At 63.6% G+C, this 25,850-nt stretch carries 26 protein-coding genes and 1 pseudogene; 14 read left to right on the top strand and 13 right to left on the bottom strand.

Annotation, left to right across the window (positions count from 1 at the left end):
* The first annotated feature begins 9 nt into the window (after positions 1–9).
* Positions 10–669 (top strand): lasso peptide biosynthesis B2 protein, encoded by a 660-nt coding sequence (locus tag WG907_RS06235; RefSeq protein ID WP_340231882.1) that lies wholly within the window; start codon positions 10–12, stop codon positions 667–669.
* Between the two features lies 1 nt (position 670).
* Entirely contained in the window at positions 671–2,386 is a 1,716-nt protein-coding gene (locus WG907_RS06240) for an asparagine synthase-related protein (protein WP_340231884.1), read from the top strand.
* 17 nt (positions 2,387–2,403) lie between these two features.
* On the opposite strand, the gene WG907_RS06245 is transcribed toward WG907_RS06240, so the two are convergent.
* The 8 genes from WG907_RS06245 to WG907_RS06280 form a co-directional block, all read right to left on the bottom strand.
* A complete protein-coding gene (locus tag WG907_RS06245) occupies positions 2,404–4,440 on the bottom strand; it encodes an Atxe2 family lasso peptide isopeptidase (protein WP_340231885.1) in 2,037 nt (678 codons plus the stop codon).
* A gap of 2 nt (positions 4,441–4,442) precedes the next feature.
* Positions 4,443–6,995, bottom strand: a complete 2,553-nt coding sequence (locus tag WG907_RS06250) for a TonB-dependent receptor domain-containing protein (protein WP_340231886.1) — start codon at positions 6,993–6,995, stop codon at positions 4,443–4,445.
* Positions 6,996–7,089: 94 nt separating this feature from the next.
* Positions 7,090–8,130, bottom strand: a complete 1,041-nt coding sequence (locus WG907_RS06255) for a FecR family protein (RefSeq protein ID WP_340231887.1) — start codon at positions 8,128–8,130, stop codon at positions 7,090–7,092.
* The gene (locus WG907_RS06260) at positions 8,127–8,675 is read right to left on the bottom strand and encodes an RNA polymerase sigma factor (RefSeq protein ID WP_340231888.1); all 549 of its coding nucleotides are present in this window, start codon (positions 8,673–8,675) and stop codon (positions 8,127–8,129) included. The genes WG907_RS06255 and WG907_RS06260 overlap by 4 nt, the downstream gene beginning before the upstream one ends.
* Positions 8,676–8,908: 233 nt before the next feature.
* Positions 8,909–10,681 (bottom strand): ATP-binding cassette domain-containing protein, encoded by a 1,773-nt coding sequence (locus WG907_RS06265; protein ID WP_340231889.1) that lies wholly within the window; start codon positions 10,679–10,681, stop codon positions 8,909–8,911.
* Between the two features lie 361 nt (positions 10,682–11,042).
* Positions 11,043–11,654 (bottom strand): TonB-dependent receptor plug domain-containing protein, encoded by a 612-nt coding sequence (locus WG907_RS06270; RefSeq protein WP_340232462.1) that lies wholly within the window; start codon positions 11,652–11,654, stop codon positions 11,043–11,045.
* Positions 11,655–11,934: 280 nt separating this feature from the next.
* On the bottom strand, positions 11,935–12,573 hold the full coding sequence (locus tag WG907_RS06275; protein WP_340231890.1) for an alpha-ketoglutarate-dependent dioxygenase AlkB: 639 nt from the start codon (positions 12,571–12,573) through the stop codon (positions 11,935–11,937).
* Positions 12,574–12,579: 6 nt separating this feature from the next.
* Positions 12,580–13,101: an SOS response-associated peptidase family protein gene (locus WG907_RS06280; RefSeq protein WP_340231891.1), complete on the bottom strand. Its 522-nt coding sequence runs from the start codon at positions 13,099–13,101 to the stop codon at positions 12,580–12,582.
* A 56-nt stretch (positions 13,102–13,157) separates the two neighbouring features.
* On the opposite strand from WG907_RS06280, the gene WG907_RS06285 reads away from it, so the two are divergent.
* The 7 genes from WG907_RS06285 (at position 13,158) to WG907_RS06315 (ending at position 20,825) form a co-directional block, all read left to right on the top strand.
* Positions 13,158–13,775 carry an SOS response-associated peptidase family protein gene (locus tag WG907_RS06285; RefSeq protein WP_340231892.1) on the top strand — a complete coding sequence of 206 codons (618 nt, stop codon included), beginning with the start codon at positions 13,158–13,160 and terminating at the stop codon, positions 13,773–13,775.
* On the top strand, positions 13,772–14,203 hold the full coding sequence (locus tag WG907_RS06290) for a DUF1810 domain-containing protein (RefSeq protein ID WP_340231893.1): 432 nt from the start codon (positions 13,772–13,774) through the stop codon (positions 14,201–14,203). Before WG907_RS06285 ends, WG907_RS06290 begins: the two co-directional genes overlap by 4 nt.
* A 224-nt stretch (positions 14,204–14,427) precedes the next feature.
* Positions 14,428–15,204: an ImuA family protein gene (locus WG907_RS06295; protein ID WP_340231894.1), complete on the top strand. Its 777-nt coding sequence runs from the start codon at positions 14,428–14,430 to the stop codon at positions 15,202–15,204.
* Entirely contained in the window at positions 15,122–16,933 is a 1,812-nt protein-coding gene (locus WG907_RS06300) for a DUF6504 family protein (protein WP_340231895.1), read from the top strand. Before WG907_RS06295 ends, WG907_RS06300 begins: the two co-directional genes overlap by 83 nt.
* Positions 16,933–20,217, top strand: a complete 3,285-nt coding sequence (locus WG907_RS06305; protein WP_340231896.1) for an error-prone DNA polymerase — start codon at positions 16,933–16,935, stop codon at positions 20,215–20,217. Before WG907_RS06300 ends, WG907_RS06305 begins: the two co-directional genes overlap by 1 nt.
* Positions 20,204–20,500 carry a hypothetical protein gene (locus WG907_RS06310; protein WP_340231897.1) on the top strand — a complete coding sequence of 99 codons (297 nt, stop codon included), beginning with the start codon at positions 20,204–20,206 and terminating at the stop codon, positions 20,498–20,500. The genes WG907_RS06305 and WG907_RS06310 overlap by 14 nt, the downstream gene beginning before the upstream one ends.
* 61 nt (positions 20,501–20,561) lie before the next feature.
* Positions 20,562–20,825 carry a DksA/TraR family C4-type zinc finger protein gene (locus WG907_RS06315; protein WP_340232463.1) on the top strand — a complete coding sequence of 88 codons (264 nt, stop codon included), beginning with the start codon at positions 20,562–20,564 and terminating at the stop codon, positions 20,823–20,825.
* A gap of 33 nt (positions 20,826–20,858) precedes the next feature.
* On the opposite strand, the gene WG907_RS06320 is transcribed toward WG907_RS06315, so the two are convergent.
* Both WG907_RS06320 and WG907_RS06325 read right to left on the bottom strand, forming a co-directional pair.
* Positions 20,859–21,320 (bottom strand): pyridoxamine 5'-phosphate oxidase family protein, encoded by a 462-nt coding sequence (locus WG907_RS06320; RefSeq protein WP_340231898.1) that lies wholly within the window; start codon positions 21,318–21,320, stop codon positions 20,859–20,861.
* Between the two features lie 77 nt (positions 21,321–21,397).
* Positions 21,398–21,604: a hypothetical protein gene (locus WG907_RS06325; RefSeq protein ID WP_340231899.1), complete on the bottom strand. Its 207-nt coding sequence runs from the start codon at positions 21,602–21,604 to the stop codon at positions 21,398–21,400.
* Between the two features lie 217 nt (positions 21,605–21,821).
* On the opposite strand from WG907_RS06325, the gene WG907_RS06330 reads away from it, so the two are divergent.
* Positions 21,822–22,313 (top strand): transcriptional regulator, encoded by a 492-nt coding sequence (locus WG907_RS06330; protein ID WP_340231901.1) that lies wholly within the window; start codon positions 21,822–21,824, stop codon positions 22,311–22,313.
* Complete coding sequence (locus WG907_RS06335; RefSeq protein ID WP_340231902.1) at positions 22,306–22,671, top strand: hypothetical protein; 366 nt, start codon at positions 22,306–22,308, stop codon at positions 22,669–22,671. Before WG907_RS06330 ends, WG907_RS06335 begins: the two co-directional genes overlap by 8 nt.
* A 54-nt stretch (positions 22,672–22,725) precedes the next feature.
* Here the strand turns inward: WG907_RS06335 and WG907_RS06340 are convergent, their stop codons facing one another.
* Genes WG907_RS06340 through WG907_RS06350 form a run of 3 tightly spaced genes read right to left on the bottom strand, consistent with a single transcriptional unit; the run spans position 22,726 to position 23,538 of the window.
* The gene (locus WG907_RS06340) at positions 22,726–22,878 is read right to left on the bottom strand and encodes a hypothetical protein (RefSeq protein WP_340231903.1); all 153 of its coding nucleotides are present in this window, start codon (positions 22,876–22,878) and stop codon (positions 22,726–22,728) included.
* A 15-nt stretch (positions 22,879–22,893) separates the two neighbouring features.
* Positions 22,894–23,226, bottom strand: coding sequence for a hypothetical protein (locus WG907_RS06345; protein ID WP_340231904.1), 333 nt, complete (start codon positions 23,224–23,226; stop codon positions 22,894–22,896).
* 18 nt (positions 23,227–23,244) lie between these two features.
* Positions 23,245–23,538, bottom strand: a complete 294-nt coding sequence (locus WG907_RS06350) for an exonuclease/endonuclease/phosphatase family protein (RefSeq protein WP_340231905.1) — start codon at positions 23,536–23,538, stop codon at positions 23,245–23,247.
* Between the two features lie 125 nt (positions 23,539–23,663).
* On the opposite strand from WG907_RS06350, the pseudogene WG907_RS06355 reads away from it, so the two are divergent.
* The 3 genes and pseudogenes from WG907_RS06355 to WG907_RS06365 form a co-directional block, all read left to right on the top strand.
* Positions 23,664–24,312 (top strand): annotated as a pseudogene (locus WG907_RS06355) (transposase); the annotation flags it as partial.
* Positions 24,313–24,645: 333 nt separating this feature from the next.
* Complete coding sequence (locus WG907_RS06360; RefSeq protein WP_340231906.1) at positions 24,646–25,389, top strand: ferritin-like domain-containing protein; 744 nt, start codon at positions 24,646–24,648, stop codon at positions 25,387–25,389.
* Positions 25,386–25,850 (top strand): GtrA family protein, encoded by a 465-nt coding sequence (locus WG907_RS06365; protein WP_340231907.1) that lies wholly within the window; start codon positions 25,386–25,388, stop codon positions 25,848–25,850. The genes WG907_RS06360 and WG907_RS06365 overlap by 4 nt, the downstream gene beginning before the upstream one ends.

Below are 25,850 nucleotides of genomic sequence, written 5' to 3' on the forward strand. Positions count from 1 at the left end.
AGAGGGTCGATGGCTTTTCAGCTACGGGCAGGCCTCGTCTATACCGCCTGCCAGGACGACATCATCCTGCTCGACCTGAAGCAGGATCGTTATTTTGCCTTGCCAAGGCCACTGCATTCGCCCTTCCACGCCCTGGTTGAACAGGGCGGCGAAGACGCGCTCGCTCGCGAGCGGCTATCCTTCATCCTCGATCCTGCTGGGCCAGAGCAAGCCGATCGACCGGCAACGCCCCCGCGCGCAAACTTTGCTCCTTTGGGGGGGCAGTTGGCGCCAGCGCCGGGCTCGCCGGGTCTCCCGACATTAGCGAGCGCCTTTCGCTATCGGGCGATATCAGCTCTGTGGCTTCGCGTCGCATCGCTGCATCACATCATTGAGCGGATCGAACGCACGAAGCGATGCCTTGCAGGCAAGGGGACGCGACTCGACGATGCGGCCCTCATTGCGAGCGCCTTCGACCGCGTCGCCCCTCTCTTCCCGATCCGGGACCGGTGCATGTCCATGGCGATCGGCCTCATAATGGCGATGCTGCGCCGGGAGGTGCCGGCAACGCTCGTGATCGGTGTTCGCACCGCGCCTTTTTCGGCGCATTGCTGGGTCGAGGTCGACGGCCTCCTCGTCAATGGCGATCTTGAGACGGTCCGGCCCTTCACCCCGATCCTGATCGTCTGACATGAGCGGTCGCTACCTCTGCTTCATTCGATTCGCGCGCAGCGATGAGGCGCAATCCCGTCCCCAGCCGAGCGCTCCTATGGGGTTCAGGGCCGCCATGGTGACCGAGACCCTCTCGCTGTTCGTCAACGGCCAGCTGGCGTTCGAGCCGGCTGGCGCGGACGGCTATGCAATTCTCGGCGTTGCCTTTCCCTATGACGCGACCCGTGTGCGCCCGGCCGGACCGAGGGCCTTGCTGGAAAGCGTCTGGGGCATGTTCGTCGGGTTGCGAGCCGGGCCCGGCGGCGAGATCAGCATTGTCCGCGACCCTTCCGGACAGTTGCCCTGCTTCTATCGGGCCGATGGGACCGACTGGATCATCGCCTCCGATCTTGATCTTCTGCGGTCGGCCGATCGCCAGACCTTCGACATCGACTGGGATGAGGTCGCCGACGAGCTCCTCTTCCCCAATCACTTCTCGGCCCGTACCGCCCTTGCCGGCGTGCGCGAGCTCCTTGCCGGCGAGATACTGGTCATCAGCGGAAGCCGCCTTCGAACGGAGGTCGCCTGGAGCCCCTGGGACCATGTCGGAGCACCGATCGGGCAGCGCCCGGAATCGGTCGCGCGCCTCCGCCGATCCTTCGCCATGGTCCATGAAGCGATCACGAATCGCTTTCCCCGGCCGCTCATCACCGTGTCGGGAGGCCTCGATTCCTCGATCGTTGCGACGCAGATAAGCCTCCATACAGCCGGCGCGCGTCATCTGACTTTCTATACGCCATCGGACCCGCTCGGCGACGAGCGATCCTATGCGCGGGTGGTCGCCGAAGCCTGCGCGGCGACACTGACGGAGGCGCCCTATGTCGCCGCCGATTTCGCGACCAACTGCCGGTCCGAGATGCCTCTGCCGCGTCCGACGCGCCGCACGATCGCGGGTCTGATGAACGCGAGGATCGCCGATGAGGCCTTCCTTGTCGGTCATGACGCCATATTAGGCGGTTTTGGCGGAGACAATATCTTCCATGCGGGCGCCGCCGCCTACGCGCTGGGCGACCGGATCGACGGCGGTGCTGGCCCGAGGGCCATCCTCGACACGATGCGCGATCTGAGGAAACTGACGTCTGCATCCTATATCGACCTTCTCCGCCATGGCGCAAAAGTCTCGACGCGGCGCTGCCGCAGAGCAAAAGCCGTCCTTTGGCCGCGGCAGCCAGCCTTTCTGCGTCCGGCGATCACCGACAGGAATGAGCCGGGCAACCTCCACCCTTGGCTGACCGCTCCGGCAGGTGCGGCGTCAGGGTCCGCGGCGCATGTCGCGTCGCTCCTCGCCAGCCATGTCTATCTCGAGCGCATGCCGCGCGCATCGGGACCGGCCCATATCTGGCCCCTCCTGCTCGCGCCGATCGTGGAGACCTGCCTTGCCATTCCCAGCTGGCTCTGGTGCGCGGACGGCATGGACCGATCGATCGCGCGCATGGCCGCGACGGAACTGCCGCCGGCGATCGCCGCGCGGCGGAGCAAGGGCTCGCCGATGGCGATGCACAGCCGCTATTTCGAGACGCACCGCGACGAGATTGCGCGCTTTCTCTGCGACGGTATGCTCAGCGAGCGCGGCATCGTCGATGCGGATGCCATTCGCCGCTACTGCGAGCGGCCTCCACCAGTGCGGGACTTGGATTATCTCAGGATCCTGGAGCTCACCGATGCGGAGATCTGGTGTCGATCCCAGGCCGGATAATGGCGCTCGGAGCGCCGCTAGTCGGCCCCCGCCATCGGCCTGATCCATTCGGGCATAGGCCCTTTGCCGTCATGCAGGAGATGATAGTCGAACCAGGCCAGATTTCTGGAATAGGCGGCCTGGCGATGGGCGGGTTGCCACAGATTATGATATTCATCGGGGAAGACGTAGAGGCTGAGCGGCCTGCCGGCCTGTCGAAACGCAGCCTCGACTTCGAGGCTGCGTAAATATTCGCGGTCGCCCACCTGCATCAGGATGGGTACATTTATATGGTCAGCGTTGGCCGCCAGGGAATAGTCGCTTACCCGCTCGCTGCCCCGATCCCGATAGGCAGGATACCCCGCAACGATCATCTGTCGGGCAAGATAGGGACCGATCGATGCGTTGACCATCACCGGGTCGCTACAGCATCCCGCCAGCGCGACGGCTCTGAAGATATCATTGTGGAGGAGCGTGTATGTCCCTTTGTCGACGCCATCGCTAAAGCCGGTCAGTCCGATACGCTTGCGGTCGACGATCCCGTCGCGCACGAGCATCGAGACGGCCGTCATGATGGAGGATGCACCGCTCTTCTTGTCGGCCCAACCTTCAAGATCCAGCCGATCTGACTCCGCCTGGCTCGCAACAGGCGCCAGATTGCCTACCTGTTCCGGCCGCTCATAGACGAGCACGGCAAATCCCCTGGCCGCGAGCGGGAATATCGGAAAGAGGTCGCCCGATCCGCCGCGCAGGAACCCACGCGAACGGTAGCCGACGACGACAAGCGGTAGCCCGACAGCGCGCTGCTTATTTGGAGGCAGAACGAGATCGCCGAATGTCTTGAGGCCTCGGTCATTCTGCCAGAAGAGACGCCGCACGCGACCTAAATCGAGAGCGGCCCATTGCGGGTTGGGATCGAACAGGAGCCTGCGGATACCGGTTGCATAGTCGATGACGAAAAGCCGTCGGGGCGACCGGGAGCCTTCAATCACGCAAACAAGACCAGCGGGCACCGGCCGGCAACCGGCAAGCAGATCGCTTGTCCGCATGAGGAGGCGCTTGCGATCCGTGAGGATGTCCCAGCTCACCAACTCGGTCAGATTATTGCCCCATCCCGCGCGGCGCGCGAAGATCAGATGCCGCTCGTCACGCCACCAGAGGCGCGTCGCCAACGCGCAGCTCGCGTCGCGGCATTCCCGCCTGAGGCCGCTTCGGGTCGAAACCGTGATCCGCTTCGGACCGTTGATGATGCCGCCGCCCAGATAGGCGAGCCTTGCCACATTGCCCGCGGGATCTGATGCCTCGTCGACAGGCACGTCGTCGACAGTTTCGACCGTAGCAGGCCGATCGTCCCGAATGGCGCCTGATCCGATCGCTATCGCGAAATGGCGATCGGGCGACGGCGCTGGAAAAGGCATCGGTCGCCATTCCGGTATCCAGCGCTCGTCGAACCGGAACCCCCTTGCCCCCTCCTCGACCAGAGCCCTGGCTGCAGCAATATCGTCGGGCCTCGAGGAATAATGTATCTCGCTACCGTCCGCGCTCCAGCTGAAGCTCCGGACATCGACCTTCGATTGGGTGACCGCCACGGACGCGCCGCCGGATGCCTTGGCCCGCACTACTTGCATGATCCCGTCGCGGCGCTCCAGATAGGCGAGCCATTGCCCATCTGGCGACCAGCGTGGCAGATTGGTTGCGATCACGCCGCCGCTGAAATCCGGGATAGTCGGCAGATCGAACCGGCTGAGCGCCACCCCGCCGCGCACGACGATTGGGTTACCGACCTTTCCGCTTTTGATGTCGATGACCAGCACGGATTGGCGATAGTCAATTCGATCAGGGTCGGCCTGCCGCAACGGAACGGCGAGCTTCGTCCTGTCCGGCGAGAGAGAAAATGGCGGCTCGTCATCGCCTTGTCCTCCGAGGTCGCGAAGACACATCAGATCAGCGATCGTCGCGTGCCTTCCCCGCTCAGAGGCGCTGGCGGATGCGGAGGCATCGGCGCAGGGGTCGCCTCCGGGGCGGGTTGGAAGAGCGGCTGCCGCAAGCGACAGGCTGAGCAGCATGCCCACCATGCTCAGAAGCCCTTGGTGAACGACAAACTGACATAGCGCCCGATCGAAGGATAGTTGGTCGTATCGAAGGGCGCCTCCAGGCTCGACCCCCGAATACTCGCTGGCTTCGCGTTGAAGATATTGAGGACGGAGAGCTGGACATCGACACCCTTGTCCGCGCTGCCGGCGCGGACCTTGGCGGAGAGATCGATGCTGGTCAGGCCGCGGATCTTTGTCGTCGCGATCCGGCGATTGTCCGTCACGCCGCCGATATAATTCGCGACGCCGTTCACCATGACGCCGTCGAGCGCCCAGCCAACGCCGCCGCGCAGTTTGAGGTGGGGCGGATTGAAGACCTTGCCCGCGAGCACGATCTCGGGAAGGCCATCGATCAGCACGCGCGAAGAGCGCAGGTAGGTGGCGTTCGCATGGAAATTGAACGTACCGGTGCCCTGCGTCTTCACCTGATAGGCCAGCGAGACGTCGACGCCCTTGATCTTGTCCCGTGCCACATTCTGGGTGCGGCTGTCGACGATTGCAAAGACGCTGCCTGGATCGAAGGGATCGCTGGAGCCTGTCTGATTGCTCAGCCCCATCGGCGACATGGCGATGGTCGGGGCGATATCGGCGGCGCTCGGCATGAAGGTCACGAAGTCGGCATAGACCGGATCGATGAGAGCCTTGCTCGTCGAAGGGATCGGCGCGACGACCCGGTTGCGGTAAGTCACCTTGAACAGGCTGATCGCGAGATCGAGCCCGGGGACGGCACGCGGGTGAACGACGAGGCCGGCGGTGAAGCTCTCCGCCTTCTCCGGCCGCAGATCATTCTTGCCGCCCTGCACGCTGATGATGGTCTGGCCTTCCGGGGCTTCGCGTGACCCGTAAAGGTCGCCGGGAAAGAGATAGGCGATGGTAGGATTGAAGCGCTGATAGAGCGTGGGCGCCTTGAACGAACGGCCCCAACCCAGCTTCACGTCTAGATCGGCCGTCGGCGACCAGATGAAGCCGGCCTTGGGTGTCGCGAGCCGCCCCATGCCGGGATAGTCCTCATACCGAATGGCGGCTGACAGCGAGGTGCGGTAAAACGCCGGAAGGGCCTGAACCGGCGAGGTCAGGGGGATGCTGACCTCGGCATATCCGAAATAATTGTCCTGGCGCGCACGCAGCGGATTGCTCGATAGATGATAGACGAATTCGTCGGTCCGAAACCCGCCGCCAAGTGCTAGACCCAGGTCGCCCGCCGGCAACGCGAGAAGCGTGCCTTCAGCTGAGAATTCCGCCGAGATCGTCTCGTTGCCGAGTTTCACCTCCCGGTAAGGGCCAGGATAGCTCTGGTCGCCGCTGGTCAGGTGGCTCGTGCCGTAGGTGCCGATGAGGTCCAACGTCCATCCTGAGACGCGCAGTCTGGCCGAAGGCGCGATGCTGACATTGCGGCTCGCGCTCGTCGACACGAAACCGTCCAACTCCACCGGACCGACATCGGTATAGGGCGTATCGCGTGATGCTTTTCTGGCGGAATAGAGCACATCTATCGCCAAGGTGAGATTGGGCCCGATATCCTGATGGGCGCTGCCGACAATGGCGTGTGAACGCAGCGGCGGATAGAGGGTGAGATAGGGATTGGCGCCAGCGGTGAAGCTGCGGTCGCTCGCGACGATGTCGGTGCTTCGGTCGTAATTGCCCGTAAGCATGAGGCTGCCCGATTGCCAGGCCGTGCCACCGACGAGATTATAGCTCTGGGTGACATAGCCTCCGTCCGTGGCGGCACCGATCACCGCATTGGCGGAAAGCCCGCGAAAATCATTTTTGAGGATGACGTTTGCGACGCCGCCGATCGCGTCGGAGCCATAGAGCGCCGAGGCGCCGTCCGGCATGATCTCGACGCGATCCACGGCGGCAAACGGAATGCTCGAAAAATCGACGGACTGATTGCTCAGATTATAGGCCATGCGATGGCCATTGAGCAGGGTGAGAGTCGAACCGGGCCCAAGGCCGCGCAGGTTTAGCGCCGTCGAGGAGTCGATGTTCGTGCTCCCCGCGCCTTCCGCGCCATAGCCGATCCCCGGGCTCTGGCCTCCGGTGAAATTTTGCGGGATGGCGGCCGCCAGTCCGCGCATATCGGTCACGCCCTGATCGCGCGCCGAGGCGGTGTCGTAGCGGTATACCGGCGATGCCGAGGTGGCGCCTCGGATATGCGAACCCGTAACGATGATGGCGCTTTCGCTCCGCTCGTCCCTTTCTCCGCTCGTGGCACGCGATGGCAACCGGATATAGATCGCGTCGGCGGCGACCTCGACCCTGAAGCCTGTTCCCGCAAGCGCGCGGGCGAGCGCGGCTTCCACATCGAGACGTCCCTCAATCCTAGGCGCCGTGAGCCCGGTCATCGCGTCGCCGGGAAAGATGATCTGCTGCCCCGACAATTGTCCGATGGCTAGCAGCATGCTGGCGAGCGGCTGCGCCGGAAGATTGAAGTGCACGGGCGCGCTGCTGTCCTCGCGCGCATCAGCGCTCGGAAGGGTGTGAACGATCGCGATGGCAAGCAGGCTGCTTGCCACCCAGTTACGGGTGCTAGGCATGAAAGTCCCCCAATCTCTGTCAGGCCCGGTCGTTCCGGGTCTCTGTTGGGGACATCGTAAAAGTCGTGCTCTACCCTAATGCCTTGTTGCAGATTTATTGCGCGGACAGTCCAAGCGTGCCCGGCTCCTCGACGATCCGGAGGGAAAAGGCGTGTGCCAGAACGGTCGCGAGCTTGCGGGTGTCGTTGAGGCGGAGCGTCCCGTGAAAGCGGCGCTCTCCAAGCGCGGCGTCCGCCAGGACGATCTTGGTCACGCCGTAACGATTGGCCTGCCCTATGACCTGCGAGAGCGGCACGCCGTCGAAGGCCATGAGACCGCTCGGCCATGCGTCCGCCGAAAGGTCCTCGCGTGACATTCTAGTGATTGTCATGTGTTCGTCGGGCCCATAGCGCCACCGATGGCCCGCCGTGACCCGCAACGTGCGGGTGCGCCGCAAAGCCCACCATTTGTCGCTTGCCCGAACATCGACCGCGCCCTGCACCGCCGAGACGTTGACAGCGTGATAGGAGGACAAGCCGACATCGAAGATCGTTCCCAAACCGGTGATCGTTCCCAGGCCGGCGGTGACAACAAGCGGTGTCCGGTCACGCGAAACCGCAAATCTGGCCCTGCCTCGCTCGAGCCGCAGGCGCCGGCCGTGACCGTCCGCCGCCACCGTGACCAAGCTGTCGGTATCGAGCGTCACCGTGAGGCCATCATCCAGCCGCACCGATCGAATTTCGCCGAGCGCTGTCTGAAGTTGCCCGGACCCAATCGTCCGGATGAGCGGTTCGCCGATCGCTCTCTCTTGCCGAAGCTGGTGGACAAAGAGGCCGCCTGCAGCGATGGCGACGATGGCCGCGCCAAGCAGCGCCGGCGCGCGCCAATGCGATGAGCGGCCCGACTGATCGTTCGCGGCCACGCTCTCACTCACCCGTTCGATCTTCATGTCGCGCAGGGTCTCGCCGAAGCCGTAGAGTTCGCTGACCTCGCTATAGATCTGGCGGTGCACGCCGCCCAAGGCGAGCCAGGCCTCGAACGCGGCCCTATGCGCCTCGGCACCTTCGCCGTGCATGCGAAGGCACCAAGCGATCGCCTCCTCCAGCAGAGGATTGGCCCCGGCGTCGTCGGGGGGCACGATAGGATCGTCATTCATCGCCCGTAAAATGCCTGATGAAGCTGTGTGAGCGCCCGGCTCATATGATATTCGATCGCCTTGACGGTCAGGTCGAGGCGCGCGGCGATGTCGGCATAGCTCAAGCCCTCGACCCTGTTCAGCAGAAATATCTCCCGGGTACGCGGCGTCAGGGTGTCGAGCACCGCAATATATCGACTCCTGGCGTCATTGGCCTCGATCGCCCATTCCTGTTCGGGAGGAACGGTCACGCTCTCCGCCTCGTCGATGGCGACATGCATCGGGCATCGCAGAGGATCGACGCGGCGGTACCGATTGAAGACAAGGTTACGCGCGATGCGCTGGAGATAGGCTTCCGGCCGTTCGAGCAGGACGTTCGGTCTTGCCGCGGCCAGACGGAGGAACGCTTCCTGCACCAGATCGTGCACCTCCTCCTCCTTGCCGATGCGGCTTCGGACGAAGCGGGCAAGACCGGGCCCTTCCGAACGGAACAGCCTTTCGAGGATATGGGTTCTCGACCCCCTGCTCTGATCTGCCGCGACATCGCGGCGATCACCGGGAGGCATGTGCGAGACCGCCAGGCGCACGAGGAAGAGCGCTGAAACGCTGAAAAACGAACATGAGGCAAACAGCCCGGGCATTAGCAACGGTCCGGCGACAGCCGGACCTGTTCCGATGAACGGTGCCAGGTCTGGAGATGGAGACATCTCGCGGTACCGGCGGGCCTTCCGATGGAAAGCCATGGTGAATGGCACAATTCTTTGCCGGTTCGCATCACGCTGTCAATGCGTCGGTGCGATCATTTGCTTGCCTCGGACGCTTGGGCCGCCGGCCGCCCATCTGCCTTGTCTTGCGAAACGCCCCGCCAGAAACCGCGATAGGCGGCCTCCCGCATCAACACGTGATGCGTTCCCGAGAAGAGAAGCGCGCCATCGGACATGAAGAGGACCTGGTCCGCCCTTTCCGCGATCACGCGACGATGGGTGATGAGAACAAGCGTGCTGTGGGCGCACTCGCGCCGGAGGGTATCGACGAGGATGAGTTCGCTGGCGGGATCCAGAGCCGATGTGGTCTCATCGAGAATGATGACCGGCGCTTCTACCCCGGCCAAACGAGCGAGTTCAAGTTTTTGGGCTTGTCCGCCCGAAAGCCCCCGCCCCTGCCCGCCAGCAGGTCCGTCAAGGTCAGGCACCCGCCCATTGTCGTAGAAGCGGAACGCCAGCAGAAGGCGCAGCAGCCGGGGGCTATCAAGGTTCGTCGGAGGATAAAGACCGTTGTCGCGCAGGGTCCGGTTGAACAGCCCGATCTGCTGGGGGACGTAGAGGACGTACCGGTGGCGTTCGTCGGCACGAACCTGCGCCAGGCACAGGTCGTTGACAAAGACATTGCCGTCGGCCGGATCGAGGAGGCCCGCCATGATGCGCGCAAGCGTTGATTTGCCCGATCCGTTGGCGCCGGCGAGGACGGTGAACCCGCCTGCCCCGATCGAGGCGTTCACGTCGCGAACCACGGGGCGCCCTTGACCATAACCAAAGCCGATATTTGTCAGCCTTAATGTTCCAGGCCCTTGGACCACGGCGCGGGAGGACAGACTGCTGGGCTCGTGCGCTTGCGCGAGGACAAGCAACTCGCTCACCTGCGCGAGTGTGCCCCCCGTCTGCCGAACGAGAAAGCCAAAGCCGCCAAGCGGTAGCGTCAAACGAAGCACATAAGCGTGGAGAAGTACGAAATCCCCAGTCGTGAGCCGCTGCGTAAGAACGTCATTGGCAGCCAGACCGAGGAGCGCTGCCAGGCCAAGCACCAATATTGCCGACTGGATCACGGACATGACGCCAAGCGCCCGGGCGCCCATGGCCACCGCCTGCAGGCGCGCGTTGCCACGCGCCGAGAGGTCGGCCAGTTCGGCAGACACATTGCCGTTGAACACGACCCGGGGCGCATTGCGCAGAATGTCGGCGAGGGCCGCGCTCAGATCAGCGGCGCGCGCGTTGGCGGTCTCCGCCTGCTGCTGGTAGCTATCTGCCCCGATCAGTGACACGGTGAGGTAGAAAAAGAGGATCAGCCCGATCAGCGTCGCATAATGCCATGGCACGACCGCCAGGATGACGCCGAGCGATATGGCCATCTGGATCAAGAGCGGCACGACCTGCCACAAAATGCCGTCGATCAATATCTGCAGATTAGAGGGCAGACGTTCGATCTGGGCGAACAGCGGCCCCCCATCGTCCGCCGTCTGTGCAAGGCCGGGAAGCGCCGAACGCAGTACATCCTGGGTGACCTTGCCCGTGAGAACCTCCACGATCCGCGTGGTGGAATGGTAGCGGATAGCCGCACTGACACCCGTCGCCCCGGTCGCAATCGCAAAGACGAGGAGGAGGAGAATGAGCCCGGCCGGCGGCGGCACGGGCTGCGAGAACTGATCGACGACAAGCTTGAGGAGATAGGGTCCGGCCACCGATAGGAGGATGGCCAAACTCTCCGTCCCGAATCCCACGAGCGAGTCCCGCCGGACGCGCAACGGCGGGTCGAACATCATCCGAACAAGCTGGAAGAGGAGGGAGAACGCGCCCATAACGGCCTCTTTGCAGGAGCATGCGCTCTTTGGCGCTCGGCTCGGTCGTCAAAGACGGTCGCATCGATGGCGCAACAGAACCAGCCGAACAAATCCGGGATCGGGACAATCGCCGAAACTCGCAGCGGATGGCGGCTTTTGTCGCCGCAGCGCAGCGGATCTCGCCGTGGCAAGTTGCCGAAAGAATCCAGATTGAGCGCGCAACCGTCAGTTGCCTGTCGCTCTGGTTTCGCGGGATTGGAATGCCCGGTAAGACTGACCGTCGAGCCGCTGTCCCTTCAAGCCCGGCGACCTATTGGAGTCCCCCCATCTTGCGCGATCGCCCAGTCGTCCTCGAAGGCTTGCTCTTGCGCAAGGAGCGTCAGCTCGTTCTAAAGATGCGCGACGGCGGCTCGTGGCCCTCAATATCTTCTCGTGCCCCGCTCCCTTGGCCGCGCGACCCGCCATAAACATCTGCCTGAACTATGACCCGATCGATCTCACTGGGCGCCCAGTCGACGCGGAAACCACCCTGCGCCCGCCAGCTGTCGTCGTCCGAGAGGCTGCTGGAATCGCGATTGCGGTGACCTTTTGCAAAGACACGGTAGTTGAGGTTGTCGCCGATGCGGCCGCCGTAACGGACCCCGGCGTCGGTCGTCAGGTTTCCAATCACTCCCGTTGCGTACAAGCCTTGGCTGGCCCCGGCCGAGCGCGTGATGATGTTGATCACGCCGTTGACGGCGTTGGCACCCCAGAGCGTGGCGCCCGGCCCGCTGATGACTTCGATGCGATCGATGTCCTCGGGTAACAGATCCTGCATGTCCCAGTACACGCCCGAATAGAGCGGCGTATAGACACTGCGGCCATCAATGAGCACGAGCAGCTTGTTGGAAAAATTCTGTGCGTCCGAATTGCCGCTCAGGCCCCGCGCTGTCACGATCAGGCCGCCCGATCCGCCGCGCATCACCTGAAGATTGGGCGCGAGACGCAGCATCCCCGGCAAGGTGATATTGCCAGAGCGGACGATGTCGTCATGCGTGATGACATATATCGCGCAGGTGCGTCAGCGAGCGGCTCGGCCGATTTGGTGACGGATGAAACATCGAAATTGGCAAGGTCCTGAATGGACATATCGCGCAGTTCTCCCATGCTTTGCGCACAGCTCATTCCGCTCGGCAGTGACGTCACTGCCGAGCAGGCGATTGCTGCCCTGTACCCCGTCCGTCGTTTCATGCGCCCCCAGAATCGGTCTGCGCCGATCATTGCGCTACGGTTCAGTCCAGTATTTGTTCCCTGAGCGCAACGGTTTGCTCAAGTCCCAGCCGCGATCGCGCTAGGCTCCGAAATGTTATCGACCATCGGGTCTCGCTTATCTCAACGATGCTATGTTCCCATGCGTGCCGCGCCGGGCCGGAAAGATGATAAATGGCCCGCGGCGTCAAAAGCGCATTGGAACGCTCGAAAGCACCATCCGCCCGTCGGCGAAACCGCATTGTCGCAGGCATCCCAAGCGAAATGCCCACAACATGCTCGAAAACCGGCCTGTCCTTGTGCCAGCCGATGCCGGCGCCGGGATCATAGCGGATCAACAGTGCCTGCACGAGACTGTCCGGGGCAAGCCCGGCGAAGGTCTCGGCGCGCGCTTTGATCGGCAACAACCAGTCCGGTATCGGATCGGCAGGCGCGAAGCGGCCATTCTTGAAATCATAGCTCCAGCCATAGCTATGGGTAAGCCGCTTTCCCGTCCATTGCTGGAAACGGAAGGGCGAAAGGTCCGTATCGTTGATGCGCGCGATCAGCGCGCGTTCCTCGGCAACCGACAGAAAGGCGTCGGCGCTGGCGAAGCCCGGCAGCACAGGCGCGCCGAACAACTCGGCCTGATCATTGCCGGAAAAGAGCGGAAGCATCGACATGATGGATCAGAGCGCCAGAGAGGTCTGCACCGGCTTGGGATTGATCTCTTCGATCAGGAAGCTCCGAGCAGGAGGCGTTTGCAGTAGGTCGATCTCGAGAACCGTGAAATCCAGCCATTCCATGACCTGCCGGCGATGAATGATGGCGCCCTGCCGTTCCTGATAGCGCATCACTTCCGGATTGGCGTCCACCGTGATGACGCGGTAACTGAGCGGCCACTCGCCGATCGCCGGTTCCCATAAGCCAGCGAGATAGAAGAAATTGCCGCCGTCGAGCGTCACGCGAAATCGGCGGTCATCATTGCGGATATGGAATTCCGAAGCCGGGATCAGGCAACGCTGGGTGGGAAAGCTTCGACCTTCCGCGCGCGCGAACCGATAGGAAACTCCATCGGCGAACTGGGGGTTGGAACCCCATGTCGCCTCCACCATCTCGATTTCGCTTGGATCCTCGGGATTTCGCCGGATGATGGCGCGGCGATCGTCGAGCGGTGCCTCGGTATCGAAGGGGGTGGCTTTCGAGTCCATGACAGGAACATACAAGGAACAAGCGTTTCAGACAAGGGCGCGCAAGGACCACGGATATGTGTAACGACTATCGCCTGCTCATCGATATCGCCTCGATCGTAGAGGACTTCGCGGACCTCAAGATCAAGATCAAGATGCCGGAAGGCACGCCCAATGTAGGGGCGCGCGAGGATGTGAAGATAACCGACATGGGCCCCATCGTCAGGTCGGTCGAGGGGGAGCGCGAAACAGGGGAACTCGTCAGTAGACGTTGGAGCTGGCCCGGCCAGAACGGCCGCCCCGTCTATAATTTCCGTTCCGAAGGTCGAACCTTCGCCTCGCATCGTTGCCTCATCCTTGCCGACGGCTTCTATGAGTTCACCGACCCCGCCGATCCCAAGCAGAAGCGGCTGGATAAATGGCTTTTTACGATGAAGGACCATGACTGGTTCTGCATCGCGGGCATCTGGCGTGCGGACGCGGCCGGCGAGGCCTTCACGATGCTGACGATGGACGCGGGCCCCGATATCTCGCCCTATCATCATCGGCAGATCATCCCGCTGCAACGAGATCAATGGGCCGACTGGCTCGATCCGGCTGTGCCCGCCAAGCAAGTCCTGCAATGGCTGCCCACGGGCAGCCTTCCCGTGACACAGGTGCATGGCGCGCCGCCCGCGCAAGCATCGCTGTTATGATCGTCCAAGAAGAAGGCCTCGATCGTTTCATTGCGGCCCAGGAAGAGTTCTATCCCCGCGCCCTCGCGGAATTGCGCGCCGGGTCGAAGCGATCGCACTGGATGTGGTTCATCTTTCCACAGCTCAAGGCGCTCGGCCGCAGTCCGATCGCCCAATTTTACGGCATCGTCTCGCTCGCCGAAGCACGGGCCTATGACGATCACCCCGTACTCGGTGCGCGCTATTGCGCCTGCGTGGAAGCGCTGCAGGGGCTGTCGACCAGCGATCCCGTGGCGGTGATGGGATTGGTGGACGCCATGAAGCTGCGCTCCTCGCTGACTTTGTTCGAGCAGGCGCGTCCCGCCTCGCTTCTCGCGGCCGCGATCGACCGTTGGTTTGGGGGCGAGCGTGACGACTCTACGCTGAAGCTCCTCGAACAAGAGCGTTAAAGGGCCCAAATCGAACAGCAAAAAGGCCTCGCCGGCTAAGCCGACGAGGCCTCTATGGGAGCCGGCGCGACGAGCGGGGGGTGTCGCGTCCAGCAGGGTTTGAACCAGCCAAACCAAGGCTGGTTCCACAGGTCTTGCCCCGCTCGCCAAAATAACCCGAGACCCCACTTGACCCCAAGCGATACGAGGTAGAACATAAAGGGAACATTTGAGTCGTCCCCTTCATGTCTATTGCCCATCCCTCCGCCACGCCGCCATCCTCGGCCGACCTGTCCGCGCTGCGCGCGGATCTGGCGCTTAAGAGGGCTGCGCGTGGGCCAGCGTTGGACTTTGGCCTGCCCCAGATGGACGCACGACTCGCCGATGGCGGACTCGACGGAACCGGCCTTCATGAGATCGCCGCTGCCTCGGCGACGTTGAGCGACGACGCGGCCGCCACCCTGTTCGCGGCCGGCATTGCGGCGCGTTTTGCCGCCAAGGCGACGAGCGACGTTTTCTGGGCCATGACGGCGTTCGATCTCTATGCTCCTGGTCTGGAGCAGGTGGGGCTTGATCCAACCCAGATATTCTATGCGCAAGGTCACAAGGACAGCGTCGTGCTGGCGATGGCCGAGGATGCGCTGCGCTATGGCGCCATGGCCTGCGTCGTCGCGGAGGTGAAGGCCGCCGACATGACCGCGACGCGGCGGCTGCAGCTCGCGGCGTCCGACGGACAGACACCGATGCTGCTGTATCGGCGGCATCGATCGCGCGAGCGCTGTCCGCTCTCCTTGCCCTCCTCGGCCATGACGCGCTGGCGGATCGGCTGCCTTGCGTCGCAACGCCTGTCCTGGCCCGGCGTCGGGCGGCCGCGCTGGCAGGTCGAGCTTGTCCGGCAGCGGAACGGCGATCCTTTTTCCCTCGAGCTGGAGGCCTGCGATGCAAAGGGTCGCCTCGCTCTTCCTGCCGCAATTGCCGATCGAGCGACTGCGCGGGAACGAGCGGCCAGCCACGCTGCCTGAGGCGCCGCCGGCAAACGCGCCGCGCTTTCCAGAGCCGATCGACGATGATCCGGGCGCCTGCTCCGTCCCGCGCGCTGGCGGCTGGCGTCCTGGCGCGCGCTGGGCGCGGGACGGCGCGCTGGGGCGTCGGCCATCGCAGTCCGACATCGATGCCTTGCCGGCCCATCAACGGCCGACGATGCGCGAGATGGGCCGGCGCAGCGAGCATGCAGAACCTCCCTTCAAAGCGATGCGATCAGACGACGGGCATAGCGGAGCATTTGCCGCCGCGCCGAGCTGGGCGGGATGGTGGGGCACGCCGACCGTGCTCGTCACCCGGAGCGGTCAGAAGGATATCATCACGGCCGCCTGCCCGCGCGCGCTGGAACTTGGCCTGCTGCCCGGCATGGCTGCCGCCCATGCCCGCGCGCTGGTCGCCGATCTCGAGGTCCGCGACGCCGAGCCCGACGCCGATCGCGCCTGGCTCGACCGGCTTGCCCTTCACGCGGCGCGACAGTGGACGCCGACGGCGAGCGTGTCGGGGCTCGACGGGCTGTGGTTCGATCTCAGCGGCACGACGCACCTGTTCGGGGGCGAGGATCATTTCTGCCGACGGCTGCTCGCTTTCTTGAAGCGCCTGGGATTCACCGCCCGGATCGCTGTCGCGGGGGCACCCGGCGCCGCACATGCGCTGTCCCGGTTCGGCGGTGACGCGATCACCTTGCTGGCGCGCGGCGAAGAAACCCAGGCGATCGCCGACCTTCCGCTCGCCGCGCTTCGGCTTGAGCCCGAAGCCTTGGTCGCGGCGGCCCGCTTCGGGCTGGAGCGCGTCGCCGACCTCTATCCCATGCCGCGCGGCCCGCTCGCGCGCCGGCTTGGTCTTGCGACGGTCGATCGCCTTGACCAGGCGAGGGGCAGTCTCGCCGAGCCGATCGTCCCGGTCGTACCGACCGAGGCGCCGCGCGTGACGCGCCATCTGCTCGAACCCATCAGTACGCCCGAAAGCATCGCTCAGGTGATCGGCGATCTTGTCGACGATCTCGTGATCCTGCTCCGCACGCGCGGTCTCGGGGCACGCGCGGTTCTGCTCATCGCCGACCGGGTCGACGGCGAAGCGCAACGCCTTGGCATCGGCGCCTCCCGGGCGACGCGCGACGAGCGGCATTTGAAGCGCATGTTCGCGCTCAAGACGAGCGAACTCGATCCGGGTCTTGGCATCGAGGCGATGCACCTGGCTGTCCCTCATCATGAGCCGCTCGGCGCCCAGGTCACAGGCGCGCTTCTCGAGAGCTTGGCCAAGATCCGCGACATAGCGCCGCTCGTCGATCAGCTCGGCACGCGCGCGGGCGCGTCGGCGTTGTTCCGCCTCTCCTCGCGCGAAAGCGACGTGCCCGAACGGGCGATGCGGCGCGTGCCGCCGCTCGCCACGCCCAAGGGATGGCCGGGCTGGAAACGCCCGGTGCGGTTGCTCAAGCGCCCCGAGCCGCTTGCCAATGTCGTTGCGCTTCTGCCCGACCATCCGCCGCGCCGCTTTGTCTGGCGCGGTCAAAGCTACCGTGTCGTCGCCGGCGACGGGCCCGAGCGCATCCATGGCGAGTGGTGGCGATCGCCTCAGGAGATGTGGGCGGTGCGCGATTATTTCCGGGTGGAGGCGGAAGGCGGCGCGCGCTTCTGGCTGTTCCGCCGCGGCGACGGCGTCGAGGCTGAGACCGGGGACCTCAGTTGGTATATGCACGGGATGTTTGGCTGATGGCGACCGCAAAAGCCATCCCAACGGCCACCTATGTCGAGCTGCAGGTGACGAGCCATTTCTCGTTCCTGCGCGGCGCGTCCTCGCCCGAGGAGCTTTTCGCCGCTGCGGCGCTCCTAGGACATTCCGCCATGGGCTTGGCGGATTGGGGAACGGTCGCGGGCGCCGTGCGCGGATGGGATGGCCAGAAAGCGACCGGCGTCCGGATGATCGCGGGCACCCGGATCGATCTGGTCGATGGCCGCAGCTTGCTCCTCTATCCCCGATCGCGTCCGGCCTGGTCGCGGCTGACGCGGCTCCTCTCGATCGGCAAGAAGCGCGGCGGCAAGGGCAAATGCCTGCTCGAATGGGCGGACGTCGCCGCCCATGCCGACGATATGATCGGCATCCTGGTGCCCGACATGCCCGGCGACATCACGGGCGGCCATCTTCGCGAACTGCGCGATATATTCGGCCAGCGTGGCTTCTGCGCGCTGTCGCTACGCCGCCGTCCGGAAGACGCCGAGAGGCTGCATCGGCTCGATGCCCTGGCGCGCGCAAGCGGCGTCCAGTCGGTTGCGACCGGCGACGTCCTCTATCACAGCGCCGCACGGCGTCCGCTGCAGGATGTGGTGAGCGCGATCCGAGAGAAATGCACCATCGACGAGCTGGGTTTCCGGCGCGAGCGGTTCATGGATCGTGACCTGAAATCTCCGGTGGAGATGGAACGCCGTTTCGTGGATTTCCCCGACGCGATCGCAGCCAGCGCCGCCATCGCGGCGCAATGCACCTTCGACCTGGGCGAGATCCAATATCAATATCCCTATGAGGAAGTGATGGAAGGCCGGACCGCGCAGCAGGCTCTCACCGCGCTCACGAGACAGGCGGCAGCGGTCAAATTCCCCGATGGCGTCCCCAAGCGCTATCGCGACCAGATCGACCATGAGCTCGGCCTTATCGAACGGCTCGGCTATGCGCCCTATTTCCTCACCGTCAATGCGATCGTCGCCGAGAGCCGGCGGCGCGGCATCCTATGCCAGGGGCGCGGATCGGCGGCCAATAGCTGCGTCTGCTATCTGCTCGGCGTCACATCGATCGACCCCATCCAACATGAGCTGCTGTTCGAGCGGTTCGTCTCGGGCGAGCGGCGCGAGCCGCCCGATATCGACGTCGATTTCGAGCATGAGCGCCGCGAGGAGATCATCCAGTGGATCTACGAGACCTATGGCCGCGACCGCTCGGCCCTGACCGCCGTCGTCACGCGCTATCGCACGCGCGGCGCCGTCGCCGAGGTCGGCAAGGCGCTCGGGCTGCCGCGCGACTTGACCAAGATGCTGACTGGCCTCGTCTGGGGCTGGAGCATGGACGGCATTCCGCCAGAGCAGATTGAAAGCCTCAATCTCAACGCCGAGGATCATCGCCTGAAGCTCACCCTGGACCTGGCGCGCCAGCTGATCGGCACGCCACGCCATCTCTCGCAGCATCCCGGCGGTTTCGTCCTCACTCAGGATCGGCTCGACGATCTCGTTCCAATCGAGCCCGCGCGAATGGAAGACCGGCAGATCATCGAATGGGACAAGGACGATATCGACGCCTTGAAGTTCATGAAGGTCGATGTGCTGGGACTAGGCATGCTCGGCTGCATGAACCGGGCGTTTAATCTTCTGGAACAGGACAAGGGCATCCGCGTCACGATGGCGGACCTCCAGGACGATGACCCCGACGTTTACGCCATGATCCAGAAGGCCGACACGCTCGGCACCTTCCAGATCGAGAGTCGCGCGCAGATGTCGATGCTGCCGCGCATGAAGCCGCGGGAATTTTACGATCTCGTGATCGAGGTCGCGATCGTGCGCCCCGGGCCGATCCAGGGCGACATGGTTCATCCCTATCTTCGCCGACGCGAGGGGAAGGAAAATCCCGAATATCCCAAGCCGGAACTGCGCGCCGTGCTCGAAAAGACGCTGGGCGTGCCGCTGTTCCAGGAGCAAGCGATGAAGGTCGCGATCGTGGGCGCGGGGTTCAGCCCGCAGGAGGCCGACCAGCTTCGTCGCGCCATGGCGACCTTCAAGCTCACCGGCGGCGTCAGCCATTTCTACGACAAGCTCGTTGGTGGAATGGTCGCGCGGGGATATCCCAAGGACTTTGCCGAGCGCACCTTCAAGCAGATCGAGGGCTTTGGCTCCTACGGCTTTCCCGAAAGCCACGCGGCTTCCTTCGCCAAGATCGCCTATGCGTCCTGCTGGATGAAATATCATCATCCCGACGTCTTCTGCGCCGCGCTTCTGAACGCTCAGCCCATGGGCTTCTATGCGCCCGCGCAGATCGTGCGCGATGCCCGCAACCATGGCGTCGAAGTCAGGCCGGTCTCGATCAACCACAGCCATTGGGACTGCACGCTCGAGGAGACCAGAGGTCGATACAAGGCAGTCCGCCTCGGCTTCGGGCAGGTACGCGGCCTTGCAAACATCCATGGCGCGGCGATCGTCGCGGCGCGTGGCCCCACTCCCTATGAGAGCATCGAGGAGGTGTGGCGCCGGGCCGGCGTGCCCCGCGCCGCGATCGAGCGCCTGGCAGAGGCCGATGCTTTCCAATGCCTCGCTGAGGAACGGCGCCAGGGGCTTTGGAAGGTCAAAGGCTTGGGCGAAGCGCCGCTGCCGCTGTTCGCTGCAGCCGACGCGCGGGAGGAACGCTTCTCGCCCGAAGGCCTGGAACCGGACGTGGCGCTCGCCAAGATGACGGCGGGCCGCGAGGTGGTCGAGGATTATCGGGCCTTGCAGCTCTCGCTGCGCGGCCATCCGTTGCAGTTCCTGCGCGCCCGGCTCGACGAGATGCGCATCGTCAGATGCGCGGATCTCACGAACATGCGCGAGGGCCGCAATGTCGAGGTGGCCGGCGTGATCCTTGTCCGCCAGCGGCCGGGCTCGGCGAAGGGCGTGCTGTTCGTGACGATCGAGGATGAGACGGGCGTCGCGCAAGGCATCCTCTGGCCCGACCGCTTCGAGATCTACCGCCGCCAGGTCATGTCTGCCTCCATGATCGCGATGCGGGGTCGCCTCCAGAAGGAAGGCGAGGTCATCCACATCATTTGCGATCGCATCACCGACCATGACGATATGCTGCGCTCGATCGGACGCATGGATTTCAGCGTCATGCCGGGACGCGGCGACGGCGCGACCCATGGGGGCGGACCCGACCCCCGCGATCCGGGCATTCCGCGCGGACGGACATTGGCGCCGGCGCCTTTCGGTACGGCCGCCGAACGAGAAGAGATCGTGCGTATCCGTAGCCATGACTTCCACTGACGCGAACGCGCGGACCGGCGGCACGGTCGAACGCGCGCTCAACGTGCTGCGCGAGGCGGCGGCGGACAAGCGTAAGGCGCAAACCCGCGGCGTTGCCCTAGCTCTCTGGGTACTGCGCGGCCGATGCGCCGACGAATGGCTGGTGACATTCTGGGAGTGTGCGGGGTCGGACGACGAGATCGGCCGAAGCCAGGGACTGCATGCCTCCTATAACGGGATCGTTCGCCAGATCAGGACCAAGGGCGGTATGGCGGGCGTGCCCCGCCCTGACGGCACCCGATGAAATGAGAGTGCCCGGGCCCTATATCGGCGTTGAGCAGGAATTTTTCGCGAGAGTTGCAAACATGGCCAATGGCTGGGCGCCCGACGGCGCGGTACAGGACCAGATCGACGATAGCGTGAAGGACGCGCTGGCGAGCGCAAGGGCGCGCCTGCCGTCTGGGCCGGGTCTCGACGAGTGCGAGGATTGTGGCGAGCCCATTCCGCAAGCGCGCCGCCGCGCCCTGCCCGACGCGCGAACCTGCGTCGCTTATCAGGCCGCACGCGACAAACGGCCCACCTATTCGGGCATCAATCGCCGCTGCAGCAAGGACAGCCAGTCACGGTAATGTCTCGACCACGAACACCGTGGGCATGATAGATCAGGGTCCGCCGACGAACGCGCCGCGTTCGATCAGAACTTCGCCTTCCTCCTCGCCATCCCAATAATGGGCGCTTGTGGCATGGACCTTGATTAGCACAAGACCTGGCGTTTCGGCGCCCTGCTTGAACCAGCGATCGAGATCCTTGGTCCAGTGCGCCTCGAAGCTGTCCTTGTCGCGGATGAGCTCCGCCTGGCCTTCTATGGCGATGAAGAAGGGGCGAAGCCCGAACATACCGGCTTTCCCCTGGAAGCTCAGGCCGACCTTGGGATCGCTGGCAATGTCCGCCACCATCTGCGTATCGTCGGTCGTGAAGAACCAGCTGTCACCGTCATAGTCGACATCGCGGTTGTTGCTCATCGGTCGCGATCCGATGGTGCCGCCCGGACTGTGGGTCGAGAGCATCCCGAAGTCGATATCCTTCATCTTCTCGGCAAGGTCGCTCACTGTTCTTTCGGCCATATCCGGCTCCTCAAATATGCAATTGTTGAAATCAATCGGTGCGCCAGCAGCCTGTTTCCGCCAGCTCTGACGGTCGTTTAGCTGCCGGGTTCGACATTGATATCGGGCGCCAGATCACTCTCGTCGTCATCCTCTTCGATATTGTCTTCCGCCTCGATCTCTTTGTCCAATTCCTCCAGTTCGAGGTCGCTGGGCAGTGGCGAGCCTTTCTCCGGCTCGGGCGGATCGCCCTCGCCAGTCTCAGGGATGGGAAATGGGCGATCATTATCGTCTTGGGGGGCCATGACAGTCTCCTTCGACCGTCTAACGCGCCATGCCGCTATCAGCTTCGTGCCCGCGCGAAATCATTTGGCGTACCCTCGCCACACGTCTGCCAGGACACCTAAATCCAAGGCTGCGGAACGTGCTGGCCCGCGTGGTGGTTTTGCGACGATGATCGTATTTCTCGACTTCGAAGCCTCTTCGCTTGGCAAACACAGCTATCCGGTCGAGGTCGCCTGAGTGTTCGAGAATGGGCGCACCACATCCTATCTCATCAAACCGGCCGTAAGCTGGTCTGACTGGGACGAAAGCGCGCAAGCGATCCACGGCATCGAACGGGAGACGCTTCTCGCCAAGGGCACGAGCCACGAGGTCGTCGCCCAGACGATGCTGGCCGCGCTCAGCGGTCACGCGCTCTATGCAAGCGCACCGTCCTGGGATGGCAAATGGCTGAGCGCCCTGCTCCGCGCCGCCGATCTGCCACGCCACGCGCTGCGGCTTCAGGATAGCGACGACCTGCTCCATGAGACCGCGCGTGAAATCGTTGCCCCTCACCGTCCCGACGAGGCCATCGAACGCGAAGTCGCCAACATTCTGGCGTTGACCGAAGTGCGCGACGATCATCTGCCGGCACATCGGGCCCTGCCGGATGCCGTGGCTGAACGCCATCGCTGGCTCGCGGTTCGCGCAGCCGCTCAGGCTTCTCTCGCTTCAAATATCCCGCATGGCTGATCCGGCCAGACGCGAGGGCCACCATGCCCTTACGCCGGACGGGCGCTATTTCGTCGTACGCGGGCGGCTCTGGCGCATGTCCAGCCCGGATCTCGGCGAGGACAGCCGCGCGACCTTCGTCCGCGCGCTCATGGCGGCACGGCGAAAGGTGGGCGCAGCCAAGCGCTCGGGGGACGAAGAGGCGGAAGATGCCGCGCACGCTGGAGTGGATGAGGCGAAACGGGCGCTAGGCGAGCGAGGACCGATCTGGTGGACGGATGGCGCGCCCGACCTCAATCGTCATATGGTCCGCACGACGCCCTATGCCTACTGGTATGCGGCGCTCGACAGCGATCAAAGCGACACGAAACAAGGTTGACGGGCACCAGAGCTCAGACGCTAAGCCCGCGGTTCCTCGGGTCGTCTATCGGCATCAGCGCGGCCATGCGGTCGTCATCGGCCCCTCCCCGCCCCTGACCGGATCGCGCTCGGGAACCTCGAGCGCGGCGATACGATGTCGCGCCGCCTCGTCCGGCGCGGCGCGACAAATGTCCCAGTCCTGCCCGTCGGGATAGGCGCCCACCACGAGAACGTCCTTGCTTTAGCTGATGCGGCGGTGACCGGTGCCGGCCGGAAGGAGCAACGCGTCTCCAATCGCGACATCGACCTGTCGGCCGCCAGGCCCTCCCAGTTCAAGGGTCGCATTTCCGGCGGCGATCTCCAGCGCCTCATGCGGCGTTGAATGATAATAGTGATAGTCGAAGATCGTATCGCGCCATTTTGGCGGCCAGCCATTAAGGTCTAACCGGTCCTCGAATGCCTTGGCAAGGGTATCGCACGACCCCTTCTCGACACCGAGATACAGGATGAGCGGCAGCCGCGCATTGTTCGGAACCCAGTCATTCTCGCCAAGCAGGAAGGTCTCGATCTGCATTACGTTTCCCTCTTAGGCCTACGTCCGCTTGGGCTTGTCGGCGAGTTCGATCCACACGGGCGCATGATCGCTGGTCTTCTCCCAGGCGCGGGGACGCCGATCGACCTCCGCCGCCACCAATCCCGCCGCCGCGGGTTTGTTGAGCAGGAGGTGATCGATCCGCAGGCCCGCATCGCGCTGAAAGGAGTCCCGCCAATATTTCCAGAATGTGTAGATGGGCTCGCCGGGATGCAGCGCACGCAGCGCGTCGGTCCAGCCTTGCTCCAGGAGCCGCGCAAGAGGCGGCTTTGACCTCCGACGCGAACAAGGCATCGTCGCGCCAGCGTGCGGGCGCATAGACGTCGAGATCGGTCGGCATGACATTGAAGTCGCCGGCGATGACGACCGGCGCGTCCAGCCCGACCAGCTCGGAAAGATGGTCGTGCAGACGATCGAAGGTATGCCGCCGGCACGGGATTAGCGGGGCGACTTTCTACAAGTACAAGGCGAAGTTCGGCGGTTTGGGGGTATCCAAGGCGCGGCGTCTGAGGGCGCTGGAGGACGAGAACGCGAAGCTGAAGAAGCTGCTGGCGGAGGCGATGCTCGACAACGTGGTGCTGAAGGATCTGGCCTCAAAAAATGGTGACGCCGGCGCTAAGCGGGAAGCCGTCGCCCATGCCCGTGATCATCACGGCCTGAGCGAGCGTCGGGCGTGGAGTATTGTCGGCGTGAGCCGCCGGGTGATCCGGTATCAGCCGGTGCGGGTTGATGATGCGCCCTGGCGGGCGCGTTTGCGTGAACGGGCGGCAGAGCGCCGCCGGTTCGGGTATCGCCGTCTGGGCTATCCGCTGGCGCGCGAGGGGATGACGCCCAACCACAAGAAGCTGCGGCGGATTTACCGCGAGGAGAATCTGCGGGTTCGTCGCCGCGGCGGTCGCAAGCGTGCACTTGGAATGCGGGCACCGATGCTGCTACCGGAAGGGCCGAACCAGCGCTGGTCGCTCGACTTCGTATCGGACTCGTTGGCCTGCGGCCGGCGGTTCCGGATGCTCAACGTGATCGACGATTACAGCCCAAGAATGCCTGGCGCTGGTGGCCGACACGTCGCAACGAAACGCTGTTCAAGTCACTGGCCCAGCCCGGTTCGTACTCGATGCCGGCGGCACGATTACAACATGTCAGGCCACACTCGAAACTGGGCGGGAAGACCCCGCCGAGATCGCCGGCCAACATGTCCCCAACCAACCATCATGAAGGAGCCGGACTCTACCTCTGAGTGGTAACAATCAGGGGCGCACGTCAGTCCGTTGTCCCTCACCCGGACCCGTTTTCAAAACCCTTATGGGGGACAGATATCCCACCCGCCTACTCTTGAGACACGCGCAGCCATGACCTGGCGCGGCGGCGTCGCCGTCACATAGCGTGATCGAACCAAACGCCATGACGCACGTTTCCGATGCTGCTAAAGACATCTTTGTGACAGCGCCGTCGGAGAAAATTATGCGCGCCTGGTTCGAACGGCGATATCTCAATGTGCTGGGCAGCATCTACATTTATAATGAGCATCGAGGATATACTGCGATCGACAGAGTGATCGAGTCGGTAAAGAGACGGTCCCCGAACGATCGGCTTTTTATCGCGCGGCTCGAGAGGCACCGGGCGGATGAGCGAAAGCATTACCTCATGTTCCGCCGCTGGTTTGGGCGCCGGGGCGTCATGCCGTTTATGGTTGACCGAACTTTTGGGCATATAGATCGCTTCGTCGAGATCATGTTTCGTACCCCAATTGCGCGGCTCCGGACGCAACAGGTGGTGGAAAGTGACGAATTATTTGCTCGCTTGTGCCGGGTCATCGCCCTCACCGAACGTCGCGGATATCGTCAGGTGCAATCCCTGTTGTCTAACCCAATCGTCCAATCCGACCCGGTACTGACACGGATTTTCACCATCATCCGCAAGGATGAGCCAGGTCATTGGGCACCTTATGAGGAGTGGCTCAGTGCTCATGAACAGCGAAGTGCTCGATGGTGGGAGCGCTGCATAGATTATTTCGTGCACGCCGAACTGCTACTGTTCAAATTGCCATTTCTCTTCCTAAATCCCTTCGTCAAACCGTGCACCGTGTGGGCCGATGAGGCGGATCGGAAGGTCGATTTCGCGCATTCGGCTTCAGCAACAGGATGAGCGTGGGCACCAAACGCCATCTGGATGGGCTCACGCCGCAGCGGCCTTCCAACTCCAATATTCTGGTGCGGATCTTTTCCCGTCGTGTCGGCGCAATGCTTTTGCGTAACACTCTCGTCAGTTGCTCGGTTTTCATGATCGGCCTCCTCGTCCTGTGGATGTTGGTGACGCTCGGGTCGGGCAAGGTGGTAGCTGCGGGCATCGGTTTCATCATCGCCAATACTTTGCATTACATTCTCGGACGAAGCTGGATTTTTCGCGGGACGGATCGGGGTGTCGGCACCGGCTATATATTGTTCCTTGCGAATTCCACTGTCGGCCTGTTGATCACCACAGGGCTCTACGCATTGCTTCTGCATTTGACGGCACTGAATTATCTTGTGGCCCGCGCCATCGTTTCGCTTTTTGCCGGACTGATCGTGTTTTTATTGAATGCGCTTCTGAACTTCAGGCAAGCCTGA

The organism is Sphingobium fluminis (genome assembly GCF_037723805.1).
Taxonomy (GTDB): Bacteria; Pseudomonadota; Alphaproteobacteria; order Sphingomonadales; family Sphingomonadaceae; genus Sphingobium.